The sequence below is a fragment of the Rhodococcus sp. SBT000017 genome, assembly GCF_003688915.1.
In the GTDB taxonomy this organism is placed as follows: domain Bacteria; phylum Actinomycetota; class Actinomycetes; order Mycobacteriales; family Mycobacteriaceae; genus Rhodococcoides.
Map to the genome: position 1 here is coordinate 1,908,644 of NZ_REFU01000001.1, position 15,909 is coordinate 1,924,552.

13 protein-coding genes are annotated in these 15,909 nt (G+C 65.5%); 3 read left to right on the top strand and 10 right to left on the bottom strand.

Annotation, left to right across the window (positions count from 1 at the left end; all coding sequences use genetic code 11):
* From AYK61_RS08535 to AYK61_RS08575, 9 genes are all read right to left on the bottom strand, one after another.
* Complete coding sequence (locus AYK61_RS08535; RefSeq protein ID WP_308198163.1) at window positions 1–681, bottom strand: MadR family response regulator transcription factor; 681 nt, start codon at window positions 679–681, stop codon at window positions 1–3.
* Window positions 678–2,051, bottom strand: a complete 1,374-nt coding sequence (locus AYK61_RS08540; protein WP_310886821.1) for a MadS family sensor histidine kinase — start codon at window positions 2,049–2,051, stop codon at window positions 678–680. The genes AYK61_RS08535 and AYK61_RS08540 overlap by 4 nt, the downstream gene beginning before the upstream one ends.
* Complete coding sequence (locus AYK61_RS08545; protein WP_183130421.1) at window positions 2,048–3,235, bottom strand: iron-containing alcohol dehydrogenase; 1,188 nt, start codon at window positions 3,233–3,235, stop codon at window positions 2,048–2,050. The genes AYK61_RS08540 and AYK61_RS08545 overlap by 4 nt, the downstream gene beginning before the upstream one ends.
* Window positions 3,236–3,419: 184 nt before the next feature.
* Window positions 3,420–4,937, bottom strand: a complete 1,518-nt coding sequence (locus AYK61_RS08550; protein ID WP_121870486.1) for a MadC family VWA domain-containing protein — start codon at window positions 4,935–4,937, stop codon at window positions 3,420–3,422.
* Window positions 4,934–5,971: a MadB family AAA-type ATPase gene (locus AYK61_RS08555; protein ID WP_121870487.1), complete on the bottom strand. Its 1,038-nt coding sequence runs from the start codon at window positions 5,969–5,971 to the stop codon at window positions 4,934–4,936. Before AYK61_RS08555 ends, AYK61_RS08550 begins: the two co-directional genes overlap by 4 nt.
* A 73-nt stretch (window positions 5,972–6,044) precedes the next feature.
* On the bottom strand, window positions 6,045–7,316 hold the full coding sequence (gene mdo / locus AYK61_RS08560; protein WP_094639073.1) for an NDMA-dependent methanol dehydrogenase: 1,272 nt from the start codon (window positions 7,314–7,316) through the stop codon (window positions 6,045–6,047).
* Between the two features lie 197 nt (window positions 7,317–7,513).
* Window positions 7,514–8,698, bottom strand: a complete 1,185-nt coding sequence (locus AYK61_RS08565) for an MFS transporter (protein WP_121872575.1) — start codon at window positions 8,696–8,698, stop codon at window positions 7,514–7,516.
* 122 nt (window positions 8,699–8,820) lie between these two features.
* Window positions 8,821–9,597: a glutamate racemase gene (locus AYK61_RS08570; protein WP_121870488.1), complete on the bottom strand. Its 777-nt coding sequence runs from the start codon at window positions 9,595–9,597 to the stop codon at window positions 8,821–8,823.
* On the bottom strand, window positions 9,594–10,766 hold the full coding sequence (locus AYK61_RS08575; protein ID WP_121870489.1) for a cystathionine gamma-synthase: 1,173 nt from the start codon (window positions 10,764–10,766) through the stop codon (window positions 9,594–9,596). Before AYK61_RS08575 ends, AYK61_RS08570 begins: the two co-directional genes overlap by 4 nt.
* Before the next feature lie 81 nt (window positions 10,767–10,847).
* On the opposite strand from AYK61_RS08575, the gene AYK61_RS08580 reads away from it, so the two are divergent.
* Window positions 10,848–12,020, top strand: a complete 1,173-nt coding sequence (locus AYK61_RS08580; RefSeq protein WP_121870490.1) for an acyl-CoA dehydrogenase family protein — start codon at window positions 10,848–10,850, stop codon at window positions 12,018–12,020.
* Window positions 12,021–12,073: 53 nt separating this feature from the next.
* Here the strand turns inward: AYK61_RS08580 and AYK61_RS08585 are convergent, their stop codons facing one another.
* Window positions 12,074–13,459 carry a cystathionine beta-synthase gene (locus AYK61_RS08585; protein WP_121870491.1) on the bottom strand — a complete coding sequence of 462 codons (1,386 nt, stop codon included), beginning with the start codon at window positions 13,457–13,459 and terminating at the stop codon, window positions 12,074–12,076.
* Between the two features lie 97 nt (window positions 13,460–13,556).
* Between AYK61_RS08585 and AYK61_RS08590 the strand changes: the two genes are divergently transcribed.
* Both AYK61_RS08590 and AYK61_RS08595 read left to right on the top strand, forming a co-directional pair.
* Entirely contained in the window at window positions 13,557–14,570 is a 1,014-nt protein-coding gene (locus tag AYK61_RS08590) for an SGNH/GDSL hydrolase family protein (RefSeq protein ID WP_121870492.1), read from the top strand.
* A gap of 71 nt (window positions 14,571–14,641) precedes the next feature.
* Window positions 14,642–15,862 (top strand): acetyl-CoA C-acetyltransferase, encoded by a 1,221-nt coding sequence (locus tag AYK61_RS08595; protein WP_068051627.1) that lies wholly within the window; start codon window positions 14,642–14,644, stop codon window positions 15,860–15,862.
* Window positions 15,863–15,909 lie beyond the last annotated feature (47 nt).

Genomic DNA, 15,909 nt, shown 5'->3' on the forward strand with positions numbered 1-15,909 from the left:
CTAGATGAGCCCCTGCTTGCTCGCCGCGTACACGGCCTCGGCTCGTCTGGACACCGCGAGCTTGCGCATGATGTTGCTGACGTGGAACTTGACGGTCGTCGCCGAAATGAACAGTCTCGTTCCGATCATGTTGTTGGACAATCCCGTTGCCAGTAGCCGTAGCACTTCGAGCTCGCGCTCGGTGAGGCGCTCGATGCTGCTCGGTGTGCCGTTGAGAGAACGGACAACAGCCGAGGCGCTCCGCGAGTCGAAGGCGCTCTCGCCTCGCGAGACCGCGCGGATCGCGCGTACCAACTCGGTGGTGTCGACGTCCTTGACCACGTACCCGCGCGCTCCCGCATGCACGGCCTCCACCACGAGTCGGTCGTCGAGGAAGGTCGTGAGCACCAGCAGACCGATTCCGTTGTGCGCCTTCGCCAACTGCGCACACAGCGCAAGCCCCTCGTAGTCCGAGCTGGCCGAGAGCTTGAGGTCCATCAGCACGATGTCGGGCTCCACCCGCGCGACGACGGCCAATCCCTCCTCCCGAGTGGACGCCTCCCCCACGATGGTCAGGTCGGACTCGCGTTCGAGTACCGAACGTAGCCCGTCGCGAAGAATTGCGTGATCGTCGACGAGCACGATGCGCACCGTCGGTGCCACCACCTGCCCTGTCCCCGTGCGAACAGTTGGAACGCTCACTGTGTTTCGCCCTTCTCGGAATGTTCCTGGAGTGGAATGCGCACCGCTACACGCACTCCCCCGGTTCGGGCTCGGCGGATCTCTAACGCCCCGCCGTGTTCGCGACTGCGGGCCGCCATGTTCGCCAATCCACGGTGCCTGCCGTCGACATCGGTGGATTCGGCCATGTGCAGCATCATGCGCAGGTGGGCCGGATCGCCGTCACCGTCGTCGGCGATCGACAGCTGCACCTGATCGGGCGTATAGGTCAATCGCAGAATTGCCCGCGACGCGTGCGCGTGCACCGCTGTGTTGAACAGCGCTTCGCCGGCGATGCGGAGCAATGCGTGCTCGCATTCACTGCTCAACTCGATGGGAGTTCCCTCCACGCGCAACGACACCTGCAGCTCGTCGGGCATGTGGACCACCGAGAGCTGTTCGAGCATTTCGGGAAGCGACGTTCGGTCGGCGTCCTGCGGGTGATTGAGCGCGTAGATCGCCGACCGTAGCTGTTCCACAGCTCGACGCGTCAGATCCTTGGCCAGATCCAACCTGTCGCTGCGCTCCTCGGCCGAGATTTCGCTCCGACACACTTCGATCTGCATCCCCGCGGACAGCACGGCCTGGGTCACGCTGTCGTGCAGTTCGCGGGCGATGCGATGGCGTTCGTCGTCGAGCACCTGGTGTCGATGCGCGGCACCCAGTTGCCGCTGCGTCAGCAACAGTTCGGCATTGCGGGCGGCGAGATCGGCTGCTGTTCGATTCGCCTCGGCATATGCACTCTCGGTGCGTTCGAGCAACTGTCTCCGGCTCTGGAACAGAGCCGAATTCTGCAGCGCCACAGCCGTTTGACTCGCCAGAATGCTCAACACGGCCGCGTCGGTGGCGTCGAGCACCCGTTGATCGCCGGTCCACGCCGCGAACGCGCCGACGACGCCACCGTCGAACGCGATCGGCACGAATGCGTGATGGGCCGAGATGACCGGGTTCTGCCCGTCACCGCAGGTGGACGTCCGAATCGACTCGAGGCAGTCGATGACGTCTTCCGGCAGCGGTGGACCCTCGACGTTGTCGACCAGAAACGGCGTCGCGTCCGGTCCGAGCACCAGCCGCCGGGGACCGGCATCCGGGAGGGCACCGTCGGCGAGCGCGAACACGACCCACTGCGCGCTCAAATGGGCACGAGCTGCTTCCGCGACCGCGCACACCAGCGTCTCGGGGCCGTCGACCGTCCGCACCAGCGCCCGTGAAATCAGTTCCAGCGCATAGACGACGCGTTCGAGCCGTTCGGCCGCACCGCGATACTGGGGATAGAAAGTGTTCTTGCCCGAGCGCAGTCCCGTCAACAGCGACAGGTCGGGTCCGGACGTCACATCGGGTCCCGACGTCACAGTGCACTCCGGAACAGTTCGACCATTTCGCGGTGCGTCGCCGAGCGAGGATTGGTGGACATGCAGGCATCGTGTAAAGCGTTGGTAGCCAACACGTCGAGGTCGGACTCGCTGACGCCGATCTCGGCCAGGCCCGCAGGAACTCCCACTTGCCGAGCGAGTCGGTCGACCCTGTCGGCAACGGCCATAGCCGCCTCCTCCGGCCCGGCACGCCCCTCGTCGAGCCCGAGACTGGTCGCTATCGCCACGTACGGCAAGGGATCCTCGGCTGCGTTGAAGCGAATGACGTGGGGCAGCAGCACCCCGTTGATCACGCCGTGTGGCAGGTCGAGCAGTCCGCCCACCTGGTGGCTCATCGCGTGCGTTGCACCGAGTATCGCGTTGGTGAAGGCCAGCCCCGCTTCGAGACTGGCCTGGGCCATCGATCCGCGCGCAACCATGTCGGCGGGTTCGTCGATGGTCCGCGCCAATTGCGACATCACCATGGTGATTGCTCGCAGCGCATGGTGGTCGGTGAGCTGGTTGTGTCCGAGCGAGACGAAAGCCTCGATTCCGTGCGTCAGGGCATCCAATCCCGTTGCTGCATTGAGCCATTCAGGCATAGTCGTGAGCAACGTCGGATCGATCACGGTGATGTCGGGAACCAGAGCCCGGCCGAGAATCGTGATCTTCGTCGAGCGCGCCGTGTCGGTGACGATGCAGAACTGGGAGACGTCGGCACCGGTGCCGGAGGTCGTCGGCACCATGACCAGGGGAGGAATCGGACGCGTGGCCTGGTCGACGCCCTCGTAGTCGAGGATTCTGCCGCCGTTGCCGGCCAGGATCGCAATGCCTTTGGCTGCATCCATCACCGATCCCCCGCCGATGGCCACCAGCACATCGCAGCCTGACGCGGTGTAGACCGCATATCCGGCTTCGATCTCGACGTCCTTTGGGTTGGGCGTCAATTCGCTCCACACCTGGGGAAACAGGCCCTGTGCGGTGAGCAGATCGATCAACTGACCCGCCCAACCGCTGTCGATCAGACCGGCATCGGTGACCACCAGCGGACGCACTCCGCCCAACCGAAGCGTCGCGTGCGCCACTTCACCCAGCGAATCCTGACCGAACACGATCTCCGGGGCATGGAACTTGAGAACGCGGGGTGTCTCCGGGCGGCCGCGTCGGTCGTCGAGGTCGTGCAGCGCCTTGCCTACGTTCGCAGCAGCGGCCTGGTCCACGGTTCACACCCTCGCTGTCCATCGGCCCGAGACATCCGGGCATGTGATTCAGGTTACAACCCTACGAGGGGGGTACGTCGAATCCCACCAGCACCGGGCCAGGTTCCGACCTACCCGATCGGGTAGGTGGTGGGCGCTCACGGTCAGGTCACGACAGCGCATGCCCCAGTTCGGCTGCCTGCGCCGTCAGCTGTTGCCCGTCCCTCGCCACCACAACCCGGTCACAGATCTGCTCGTAGTCCTCCATCGAACATGCGGCCTGCGCCCAGTAGCGGCGCGCTTCCGGGGTGATCCACGCGATTCGATGCACCTTGTTTCGAATCTTCTCCAGCGCATCGAGCCCCGACGGGCGGCCGTTGCACCGGCCGTCGCCGACGATGATCACCGCGGTGCGCTTGTTCAGCACCTCGGCATGCGAGTCCAGCAGATCGGCGAACGTGCTGCCGTAATCGCTACTGGCTTCGAGGTCCAGACGCGCATCCGCGAGCACCGCCGCCAGCGCGCCGTCCCCCGTACTGCCGAGCAGGGTGGTCGTCACGTCCACCGGTGCATCGACGAACCCCATCACCGTGCATCGATGTGCGCGCGCATGCATGGCTTGCGCCAGCCTCAAGGTGAACGCGGTGATGGGCCGTACCGACAGTGAGACGTCCGCAAGCACGAGGAGTCGGACCTTGTCCGGTACCGGTGTCTTCGTCACCAGACGAAACGGAATTCCATCGGTCCGCAGACTCGATCGCACGGTGCGCCTCATGTCCAACGGCCCTCGCGAGTGCTCACGCGGCCGCGGCCGGGGGGTGCCGCGCATGTGCCGCAGCACTTCGTGACTCGCGCGCTCGATCTCGGCGTGCCGGTCCATCGCCTGCGCCGCACCGTCGATCGGTACCGGTGAGGACATCGTGCCGGTCAGCTCACCCAGCGCCGCGACGAAAGCCTCGACGGCATCGGTGATCCGGTCCAGCATCGCGGCACTCAGTGGACCGGAATCACTCCCGTCGCCGTAGACGCTACTCGGATCGTAGGCATCGAACCACGCCAGGATGCTCGCCGGATCCTCCCATTTCAGCTGTCCCGCAACAGCTCCGCTGGTGCTCGACGCCAACTCCCCGGCCGCCGTCGACCCGGACCGCTCCAGGTCGACGGTGTAGGTGACACCCCGTCGACCCATGTCGCCGTCGGTGTCGATCGACAGATCGTGGTCCTCGGACGAGAGACTGATGTCGTCGTCGTCCTTGTGCGGGTTGAAGCCCTTGTCCGCTTCCGGGGCGTCGAGCAGATCACCGATTTCGACCGCACGCTCGTTGTATTCGGCGTATTTGGCCGCTTCCTGGTCTGCGCCGACGTCCAGGTCCGTCGGCAATCCGCCTGCTACCTGCGCTCCCAGTGGCGAACGATGCTCGTCCGTAGCGCTCTCGACGGGTGCCCTGAACATCGACTCGAAGGCCAGATCGAAACCGTGCTGTTCGTGGTCGTACTTGGCGCACGTCGCACGCAAGGCCGCGCGCAACACCGCCAGGTCACGTGCCCCGAGAAGTCCGAGGACGCGTCGTACCTCGATGACCTCTGCCGGCGACGCCGCTACTCCGAAGTGCCTGAGCGTGCGCCCGAACACCGCAGCCAGCACATCGAGCACCACCGATGCCGAGAACGTTTGTGCCACGGTCATCGTCGTATTCCGATGCCACCCTTGTCGCGTCCACCGTGCCCTCTGAAGGCCGACGCGGTCGTGTTGACGACCGTTCCGAGTGATGTTGCTGCAGAGGGTGTTTCTGCGACCGGTCCGGCCAGCGCGATCTTCATGTCCGACGAGTACTTCACCAGGGCCGCGAGCAGGTACTTGCGGGTGTCTTCGGTATGACCGAGGACCGAGGCGATACGAGCCGCATCGATCACTTCCGAGATCGACGGGCTCTTGCGGAGCGGTAGCTCACGCAATTCCGTTGCCAGCTCCACGATCTCGGACACGATGTGCGCGGGCACCTCGGGGGCACGAGCAGTGACGATCTCGCGCTCACGCGCCGCGGTCGGATAATCGAGATGGAAATGCAGACAGCGACGTTTGAGGGCCGACGACAGCTCACGAGTGTCGTTGGAGGTCAGTATCACCCACGGATCGCTGCGCGCGGTGAACGTACCGACCTCGGGGATCGTCACCTGCTTCTCGGCAAGCACCTCGAGCAGCAAGGCCTCCATCGATTCCTCGGTGCGATCGACCTCGTCGACCAGGAGCACCACCGGCTCCTCGGAGAGCACCGATTCCAACAGGGGCCGCACGGCGAGGAAGGGCTCGGAGTAGAGGCCGAAGTCTCTGGCGGCGAGCATCTTCGAGGCGTCGTCGATGTCGGTGACGTGCTGGGTGAGTGCGCCGATGTGCTCGCGCAGCATCTGCACGTGCAGAAGTTGCTTGGCGTAGTCCCACTCGTAGAGGGCCCGATTGTCGTCGAGACCCTCGTAGCACTGCAGGCGCACCAGCTTGCGTCCGCTCGCCGCGGCCAGGGACTTCGCCAGCTCGGTCTTGCCCACGCCCGCGGGGCCTTCGAGCAGCAGTGGGCGATCGAGTGCTGTCGCCAGATGCACCACGGTGGCGAGATCGTCGTCCGCGATGTAGTCCTGCTCTCCGAGCGCGCGCTGCAGATCGGCGGCGTCGGTGAATCGAACGGTGCCGGTGTCGTCGCTACGCACTGTCGACAGCGAGGTCATGTGCTTCCTTTCAGGCGGCGCAGTGGTGCGGTTGTGCGCCGCCCGGGGCACACAACCGCACCACTGCGAAGCATCAGTAAGACTCGTTGATCGCGTGCGAGACGACGGGAATCATCGACTGGACGGTCACCTCACGGGGGTTGCCCGGGGTGCACCAGTCTTCCTGGATGTGCTCGGAGATCTTCAGAACCGACTTCTCGTCGCCCTTGATCACGTCGCCCTTGCCGGCGTACTTGCCGGTGTTCATCCGGTTCTTGTCGTACGTCGCCGAACGGATCGATCCGAAGTTGTCCGGAATTCCGACGTCCTTGGCGAGCCTGATGGCCGCCTCGACTGCCGCGTCGGCAGCCTGAACGGTGGTCATGTTCTTCGTGTCCACGCCCATGGCCACGGCGATCTCGGCGTAGCGCTCGTAACGCGAGGGCAGGTTGTACTCCCACACGCGCGGTAGAGCGATGGCGTTGTTGAGGCCGTGCGCGCTGTCGTAGAAGGCGCTGATCGCGTGCGAGATCGAGTGGATGACGCCGAGTCCACCGGAGTTGAAGGCCTGTGTGGCGATGTACTGGGCGTTCATCATGCCCTCGCGAGCCTTCAGGTTGCCCGGGTCGTACACAGCTTCACGAAGATGCTTGGAGACCAGCCCGATCGAGTAGATCGCATTGCCCAGCGACGGCGCGAAGTCCAGCCGCGAGACGTACGGCTCTGCGCCGTGGGCGAGGACGTCGAAGCCGCAGAACGCGGTCCACTGCTGGGGGCAGGTGTAGTAGAGCAGCGGGTCGTCCAGTGCCAGCGTCGGTGTCGACGCCTCGTCGAAGGCGAGCCACTTGTGCGGCTTCTCCATGTCCGAGGTGTCGGTGATGACGTAGGCCCAGGATGTCTCCGAACCCGTTCCGGCAGTGGTCGATACGGCGATGTGCGGCGGGTTCTGCTTGTTGGTCGACTTGGAGAATCCCTCGAACTCGTTGATGTTGCGGCCGTCGTGGGCGACGACGACGCGGATGCCCTTGGCCGCATCGTGGCTCGAGCCACCACCGACGGAGATGACGCTGTCGCACTTCTCCTTCTGGTACAGCGCGGCACCGTCCATGACGTTGTAGTCCTTGGGGTTGGACTCGACCTTGTCGTAGAGGACCACCTCGACGCCCTGGTACTCGATCTTGCCGATCAGTTCCTCGATGATGCCCGATCCGCGCAGACCGGTCGTGACCAGCAGCGAGCGCTTGAATCCGAGTTCCTTGGCCTCGACACCGATCATGTCGTGGGCGCCGACTCCCAGCTTGGCGCGCGGCAGCGGGTGAAACTCCTTGATGGGGAATTCCCAGATCTGGTTGAGCTCGATGACCATCGGTGTCTCCTCGGTGAGTGTGAGTACAAGACGCCTTCCTCTGTGATCGGCGTCTCACTGATGACCACACTCCCCTGCCCGATACCGCGTGGGAACACCTCGAGGCGGGAACCCTGCCAACGACTCGACCGAACTACCCGATCGGGTAGGAGTACTCGCTCACCCTCGGCAGAGGAGAACTCACAAGCTTTGGTGCACTATCGATCTCGCCGCTGCGCCAGAGAGAATCCGAGAACCGAGATCAGCGCGAGCGTGATGACGAACCCTCCGTACACTTGCACCGTCGTGCTCAGGCCGAGGCGATGCACGGCCAGCCCGGCGACCACGGCGGGCAGGCTGAACGCGAGGTAGCTGATGACGAACGTCGTGGCGAACACCCCACCTCGCTCCGCTGCGGGGACCAGCGCGCCGAGCGTGCGCATCGAACCGAGGAATGTTGCTCCCCAGCCCGATCCGGCGATGACAGCCCCGACGAAGTACAGCACGATCGACTCGATCTGCACCGACGCCAGGGAGAGCGCGACACCTGCCGCCAACACCGTCGCCCCGATCATCATCACGGTGCGGGGAAACCCGTTGCGTACCACTGCAGCTGCCACCGCGCCCGAGGCGAACATCGCGAAAATCTCCAACCCGCCCACTATGTGGTTGTCCACGTCGAACACCGTGCCGATGATCGACGGCCCGAGCGAGAGGTGAAACCCGCCGAGCGACCAGGTCGCGAACAGAGCGGGAGCGATGAGCAGGAACGGTGCCCGCACCGACGCGGGGATCGACATCCTCGGCAGCAGGGTCGAGGCGAGGTGACGTCGGGAATCGAAGCCACGCAGTGCCGAGGTCTCGGGGACGAACAGCAGTGCCACCGCGAGGATCAGTGCCGCGCCGATCAGCAACGCGAACACCAAGATGTCGGGCGCAGGAGCCAATTGGACCAGCAATCCGGCCCCGAGCGCGCCGCTTGCCAGGCCGAGAGAGGGCGCGACACTGTTGAGCAACGGTCCGGTGGACGCGTCGGGCTGCAGGTCGATGACGGCTGCGCTCAGCGCACCGGTGGCCGCACCCGCAGCAATTCCCTGCACGACGCGAGCCGCGAGGAGTACCGGGACGCTGTCGGCGACGATGAACAGCATCAAGCTGACGGCAAGGAGAATCAGTGAAGCGATCAGAATGGGTTTGCGCCCGATGTGGTCCGACAGACTACCTACGGTGAGCAACGTCGACAGCAACGCGACCGCATAGACGGCAAAGATGACCGTGAGGGTGAGAGCGCTGAATCCCCAGGCCTGTTGGTACACCGGGTACAGCGGTGACGGTGCCGACGCGGACGCCATCAGAACCAGAAAGGCGACGCCGACGACCCAGAACGCGTACCGATGCGGCATGCGCACCGCCGTCCGTTCCACTGGAGTCCGAGTGCCCACGCCGACCATGTGTTTCCCTTCACCGCAGTAACCGTTAGCTCAGTGAAAGACAACGCTCGGGAGCGCCCGGCATTCCCCGACGGTCAGTGTTGCTCGGCTCGTGCGTCGCCCCGCAGCAGTTTTCCTTCGCGGTACCGCTGCGCGCTCGCAGGCAAGTCGCCCTCGATTCCGCTCAACCACACCGAGACGCAGCCGGTGCCCGAACCGCTCGAACCGACTTCGTCGACGCGTCGCACCGTCTGGTTGGCCACCGCCTCGGCGCTGTCGAACATCGTGACGTCGCCCGGCAGCTGCGAAACGATCCGGTCCAACACCAGTGGGTAGTGCGTGCAACCCAGCACGATCGATTCGACGTCCGCGGGTGTCGCGGCCACGGCCGCGGTGATGGCGGCACCGATCCCCCGCTCGTCACCACGGTCGATCGAATCCGCCAGACCGTGGCACGCCACACTCGTCACCGTTCGGTGCGAGGCGAACTGCTCGATCAAACGCCCCTGATAGGCGCTCGCGGTCGTGGCCGCCGTCGCCCAGATCGCTATCCGATCACTCACCGCTGCAGCGGGTTTGATCGCCGGAACGGTACCCACCACCGGAATCGTGTCACCGAGCGCGGCCCGAACGTGACTCAGCGCCGTCACACTGGCGGTGTTGCAGGGAAGCACGACCACCTCGGCACCGAGTTCGACTGCATGCTGGGCGGTGCCGACCACTCGATCGACGACCCACCCATCGGGTTTGGGTCCCCACGGAGCGTTGTCGGGGTCCATCATCAGCACCAGATCGAGCTCGGGGCGCGCTTGTCGCAGCCGCGCAGCCGTCGGGAGCATCCCGAGGCCCGAGTCGATCAGTGCGACGATCATGCCAGCGCTTGCTCGACGTCACCGACCAGATCGGCACCGTCCTCGATACCGACCGACAGACGCACCAGATCGTCGGGCACCTCGAGCAACGAACCGGCCGTCGAGGCGTGGGTCATCGCACCGGGATGCTCGATCAACGATTCGACGCCGCCCAGAGACTCGGCGAGCGTGAAGATCTCGGTCTTCGCGCAGAAGTCCAGCGCAGCCTGCTTGCCACCGGCCAGACGAACGGAGACCATCCCGCCGAACCGTCGCATCTGCTTCGCGGCGACAGCATGAGACGGGTGAGATTCGAGTCCGGGGTAGATGACCTGTGAGATGGCCGGATGCCCGTCGAGGAATTCGACGATCTTCTCGGCGTTGTCGCTGTGTCGCTCCATCCGCAGCGCAAGAGTCTTGATGCCGCGCAAGGTCAGGAACGCGTCGAACGGTCCGGGAACGCCACCCGCGCCGTTCTGCAGGAACGCGAAGGCCGCGTCCAGTTCCTCGCTGTCGGTCACCAGAGCGCCGCCGACGACATCGGAGTGTCCGCCGATGTACTTGGTCGTCGAGTGCAGCACCACGTCGGCACCGAGGCTCAGAGGCTGCTGCAGATACGGCGACGCGAAGGTGTTGTCGACGACGAGCTTGGCCCCACCCTCGTGCGCAATGCCCGACAATGCCTCGATGTCTCCGACGTTGAGCAGTGGGTTGGTGGGCGTCTCGACCCAGACGAGCTTGGTGTTCGGACGCATCGCCGCGCGCACCTCGTCGACGTCCGACACCGCAGCCACCGAGTACTCGATGCCCCACTGGGTGAAGACCTTGTCGATCAACCGGTACGTGCCGCCGTAGGCGTCGTTGGGGATGACGAGGTGATCACCGGGACGCAGCGCCGAGCGCAACAGGCAGTCCGTGGCCGCCATGCCGGAGGAGAACGCGCGACCGTAGGTGCCGGACTCGATGGCCGCGAGATTGGCCTCGAGCGGCCGACGCGTCGGATTGCCGGTGCGCGCGTACTCGAATCCACTGCGCATGCCGCCGACGCCGTCCTGAGCGAAGGTGGAGCTGGCGTAGATCGGCACGTTCACCGCGCCGGTCAGCGGATCCGGCTCGTATCCGGCATGCACTGCCTTCGTGGAAAAGCCCTGCCAGGAGGTGTTGTCTGCCTTGCTGCGCTGCTCACTCATGGCCTCCACCCTAATCGGCCTGCGTCGCCGCGCGGGGGCGTGGGTAACCTGCGAAGACAACCCCCAGCGGAAAGAGGCACCGTGGCCAACTCCCAGAGCGTCGACGAACTGTTCGCGATCGATTCACTCCTCGACGACGAGGAACGTCAGATCCGGGACACAGTCCGCAAGTTCGGTAACGAGCGCATTCGTCCGCACATCGCCGATTGGTTCGACGAGGGCACGGTGCCGGCGCGCGAGCTGGCCAAGGAGCTGGGCTCGCTGGGCCTGTTGGGCATGCACCTCGAGGGCTACGGCTGCGCCGGAACGTCCGCGACGGCGTACGGCCTGGCCTGCCTCGAGCTCGAAGCGATCGACTCCGGCATCCGATCGCTCGTCTCGGTGCAGGGCTCGCTCGCGATGTTCGCCATCTGGAAGTACGGCTCCGAGGAGCAGAAGCAGCAGTGGCTCCCGGGCATGGCCGAGGGATCGCTGATCGGCTGCTTCGGGCTCACCGAGGCCGATTACGGATCGAACCCCGGCGGCATGCTCACCCGTGCCAAGCGCGACGGTGACGACTGGATCCTCAACGGCAGCAAGATGTGGATCACCAACGGACCCGTCGCGGATGTCGCCGTCGTGTGGGCTCAGACCGACGACAAGATCCGCGGATTCGTCGTTCCCACCGATACACCGGGATTCACCGCCAACACCGTGAAGAAGAAGCTGTCGCTGCGTGCCTCGATCACCGGCGAATTGGTGTTCGACGACGTCCGACTGCCTGCCGACGCGATGCTGCCCGAGGCCAGCGGTCTGCGCGGACCTCTGAGTTGCCTCAACGAGGCGCGCTTCGGCATCGTCTTCGGTGCGATGGGCGCGGCGCGGGACTGCATCGAATCGGCGATCGAGTACTCGCAGACCCGCGCGGTGTTCGACAAGCCACTCGCCGGGTACCAGCTCACTCAGGCCAAGCTCGCGAACATGACCCTCGAGCTCGGCAAGGGTCAGCTGCTCGCACTGCATCTGGGCCGGCTCAAGGACAAGGGCGAACTGCCGGGCGAACGAGTGTCACTGGGCAAGCTCAACAACGTGCGCGAGGCCATCAAGATCGCTCGTGAATGCCGAACGATATTGGGGGCCAACGGAATCACGCTGGAATACCCGGTGCTCCGTCATGCCAACAACCTCGAATCCGTCCTCACCTACGAGGGCACATCCGAGGTCCATCAACTCGTGATCGGCCAGGCACTGACCGGCACCAGCGCAGTGCGCTGACGCGCAGTGGTGCGGTTGAGTGCCCCCTGGGGCGCTCAACCGCACCACTGCCGCTAGGCACCCTTGCTGAGGAATCCGAGCAGGTCGTGGCGAGTGATGACGCCGACGGGCTTGCCTTCTTCGACGACCATCAGAGCATCGGACTCGCCGAGTGCCTTGGTGGCGTCGGAGACGGTTTCGCCGGCTCCGATCAGTGGGAACGGCTCGCTCATGTGCTTGGCAACGGGGTCTGCCAACGCGGCGCGACCTTCGAAGACCGCGCTGAGCAGATCGCGTTCGGTGACGCTGCCGGCAACCTCGCCTGCCATGACGGGAGGCTCGGCACCGACGACCGGCATCTGCGAGACGCCGTACTCGCGCAGGATCTCGATGGCGTCGCGCACGGTTTCCGACGGGTGGGTGTGCACCAGATCCGGGAGCGCACCCGACTTTCCGCGCAGCACCTCGCCGACGGAGGTCTCGTGAGTCTTGCCGTCCAGACGCGAACGCAGGAAGCCGTACGAGGACATCCACGAGTCGTTGAAGATCTTGGCCAGGTAGCCGCGGCCGCCGTCGGGCAGCAGTACGACGACGAGGGCGTCGGGACCTTCGCGCTCGGCGACCTGGATCGCGGCGACGGCAGCCATGCCGCACGAACCGCCGACCAACAGGCCCTCCTCGCGAGCGAGACGCCGAGTCATGTCGAACGAGTCGTTGTCGGAGACGGCGATGATCTCGTCCGGGATGGACGGGTCGTAGGCGGTCGGCCAGAAATCCTCGCCGACACCTTCGACGAGGTACGGACGCCCGGTTCCGCCGGAGTAGACCGAGCCCTCGGGGTCGACGCCGATGACCTTGACCTTGCCGCCGGAGACCTCCTTGAGGTACTTGCCGGTGCCGGAGATGGTTCCGCCGGTACCGACGCCTGCGACGAAGTGCGTGATCTTGCCGTCGGTGTCGGCCCAGATCTCCGGACCGGTGGTCTCGTAGTGGCTGGCCGGGCCGGCCGGGTTGGAGTACTGGTTGGGCTTCCAGGCTCCGTCGATCTCGCGGACGAGTCGATCGGAGACGCTGTAGTAACTGTTGGGGTCGTCGGGTGCGACAGCCGTGGGGCAGACGACGACCTCGGCTCCGTAGGCGCGCAGCACGTTGCGCTTGTCCTCGCCGACCTTGTCGGGGCACACGAACACGCACTTGTAGCCACGCTGCTGAGCGACCAGGGCGAGACCGACGCCGGTGTTGCCGGACGTGGGCTCGACGATGGTGCCGCCGGGCTTCAGTTCCCCTGCTGCCTCGGCCGCGTCGATCATCTTCACCGCGATGCGATCCTTGGACGAACCACCCGGGTTGAGGTACTCGATCTTGGCCGCGACAGTGCCTGCACCGTCGCCGACGACGGTGGACAACTTCACCAACGGGGTGTTGCCGATGAGTTCGGTGATGTGCTGTGCGATGCGCATTGCTCCATCTTCCCAGATGCACCTATTTCACTCTCGGTCACGGCCGTCGATACCCCGCATACGATGGTCACAACGGCACGAGGAGAGGGATCGATCTGTGACGGCGAGCGGATGGCGTACCGCTGCTAAAGCGAGCGCCGCGACAGTACTTGCAGGCTCCGGAGCAGGGACTGCATCCTGGGCCGCGTACCGACATCTGATGGCGCAGGCCGCGGCGGCCCGCGGCGTCATCGGGCGCACCACCGCCAAGCCACCGGAGGCGGACGGCGTCTACACCGCCGGATGCGCGGCCCCGGAACGGTGGCGGATGGGAAATTCAGCAGATATTCACCTGATGATCTTCGGCGACTCCACCGCTGCCGGCGTGGGCTGCACCGTAGCCGACGAAGTTCCCGGCGTACTGATCGCCCGCGGACTTGCCGAGGAAACCGGGCAACGAATTCGATTGAGCACCAAAGCGATTGCCGGTGCCACCTCGAAGGGGCTCGAGGGCCAGGTCGACGCGATGTTCGTCGCGGGCCCGCCCCCGGACGCAGCGGTCATCTTCGTGGGCGCGAACGACGTCACCAAGAAGTTCTCCATCCCGGCGTCGGCGGCCCGGCTGGGCGACGCCGTCGAACGATTGACGGCCAAGGGCTGCGTCGTGGCAGTGGGCACGTGCCCCGATCTCGGTGTCGTGACGGCTATCCCGCAGCCGCTGCGCACCGTCGTCCGCAATTGGGGTCGACGTCTCGCCAACGCCCAGACGGCCAGGACTCTCAGCGCCGGTGGCCATCCGGTGGCTCTGGCCGATCTGCTCTCCCCCGAGTTCCTGGCAGCGCCCGACACCATGTTCTCGGCCGACCGCTTTCACCCGTCGGCCGCGGGGTACGAGCTCGCCGCTCAGCAGATTCTGCCGGTACTCGCATCGGCGCTGGGCGTGTGGCACGGCGGACCGTTGCCCGAGCTGCCGACCGTGTCCGCTGCCGCCGAGTCACGCAAGGCCATCCCCCGCGCGACGGCCGCACTCGATCGCTTCCTGCGTCGGAGAAGCGCCGAGCTCGATGCCGAGATCGTCACTGCGTCGGAGGATCTCGTACGTCGTGCCGGTGACGAATCGGCGGGGTTGTAAGTTCGGACGGGAGACATCGCCTACCCGGCGGTAGCACTGTAGTCACGCAGTATCGATTCGAAGGAGATCTCATGCCAGAGGCAGTCATCGTCGCCACCGCGCGCTCACCGATCGGCAGGGCGATGAAGGGTTCGCTCAAGGACATTCGTCCCGACGACCTCACCGCCCAGATGGTCGCCGCCGCGCTGGCCAAGGTGCCCTCGCTCGACCCAAAGGACATCGACGATCTCCTCCTGGGCTGCGGTCTACCCGGCGGCATGCAGGGCAACAACCTCGCTCGTATCGTCGCAGTGCAGCTCGGCTACGACTCGCTGCCCGGAACGACGATCACGCGCTACTGCTCGTCCTCGCTGCAGACCACCCGCATGGCGCTGCACGCGATCAAGGCAGGCGAGGGTGACGTGTTCATCTCCGCTGGTGTCGAGAGCGTGTCCAGCTTCGTCCACGGCAGCTCCGACTCGCTGCCCGAGAGCCACAACCCGATCTTCGCCGACGCCGAGGCCCGCACCAAGAAGGCGCAGGAAGAGGGCGCGGACAGCTGGACCGATCCCCGCGAGAACGGCGAGCTGCCCGATGCGTACATCGCGATGGGCCAGACGGCCGAGAACGTCGCGCTGCTCACCGGCATCACCCGCGAGGATCAGGACCACTGGGGCGTCCGCAGCCAGAACCGCGCCGAAGAGGCCATCAACGCAGGCTTCTTCGAGCGGGAGATCACCCCGGTGACCTTGCCCGACGGCACCGTCGTCAACACCGACGACGGCCCTCGCGCCGGCACCACCTACGAGAAGATCAGCCAGCTCAAGCCGGTCTTCCGCCCGAACGGCACCATCACCGCCGGTAACGCGTGCCCGCTCAACGACGGCGCAGCAGCGCTCGTCATCATGAGCGACACCAAGGCCAAGGAACTGGGCCTGACCCCGCTGGCCCGCATCGTCTCGACCGGCGTGACCGGCACGTCCCCCGAGATCATGGGCCTCGGACCCATCGAGGCGACCCGTAAGGCGCTGAAGATCGCGGGCATGTCCATCTCCGACATCGACCTGTTCGAGATCAACGAGGCCTTCGCAGTCCAGGTCCTCGGATCGGCGCGCGACCTCGGCATCGAAGAGGACAAGCTCAATGTCTCCGGTGGTGCCATCGCGATCGGCCACCCGTTCGGCATGACCGGTGCGCGCATCACCACCACGCTGCTGAACAACCTGACCACGCACGACAAGACGTTCGGCGTCGAGACCATGTGCGTCGGCGGCGGCATGGGTATGGCGATGGTGCTCGAGCGCCTCAGCTGATCCGAGACACACAACGAAAAAGCCCCGCCCTCCTTCGATGGAGTGGC

Coding starts and splice junctions, on each gene's coding strand:
- AYK61_RS08550 (WP_121870486.1), bottom strand. CDS start 4,937: ATGACCGTGGCACAAACGTTCTCGGCATCGGTGGTGCTCGATGTGCTG.
- AYK61_RS08555 (WP_121870487.1), bottom strand. CDS start 5,971: ATGACCTCGCTGTCGACAGTGCGTAGCGACGACACCGGCACCGTTCGA.
- mdo (WP_094639073.1), bottom strand. CDS start 7,316: ATGGTCATCGAGCTCAACCAGATCTGGGAATTCCCCATCAAGGAGTTT.
- AYK61_RS08565 (WP_121872575.1), bottom strand. CDS start 8,698: ATGCCGCATCGGTACGCGTTCTGGGTCGTCGGCGTCGCCTTTCTGGTT.
- AYK61_RS08570 (WP_121870488.1), bottom strand. CDS start 9,597: ATGATCGTCGCACTGATCGACTCGGGCCTCGGGATGCTCCCGACGGCT.
- AYK61_RS08575 (WP_121870489.1), bottom strand. CDS start 10,766: ATGAGTGAGCAGCGCAGCAAGGCAGACAACACCTCCTGGCAGGGCTTT.
- AYK61_RS08585 (WP_121870491.1), bottom strand. CDS start 13,459: ATGCGCATCGCACAGCACATCACCGAACTCATCGGCAACACCCCGTTG.
- AYK61_RS08595 (WP_068051627.1), top strand. CDS start 14,642: ATGCCAGAGGCAGTCATCGTCGCCACCGCGCGCTCACCGATCGGCAGG.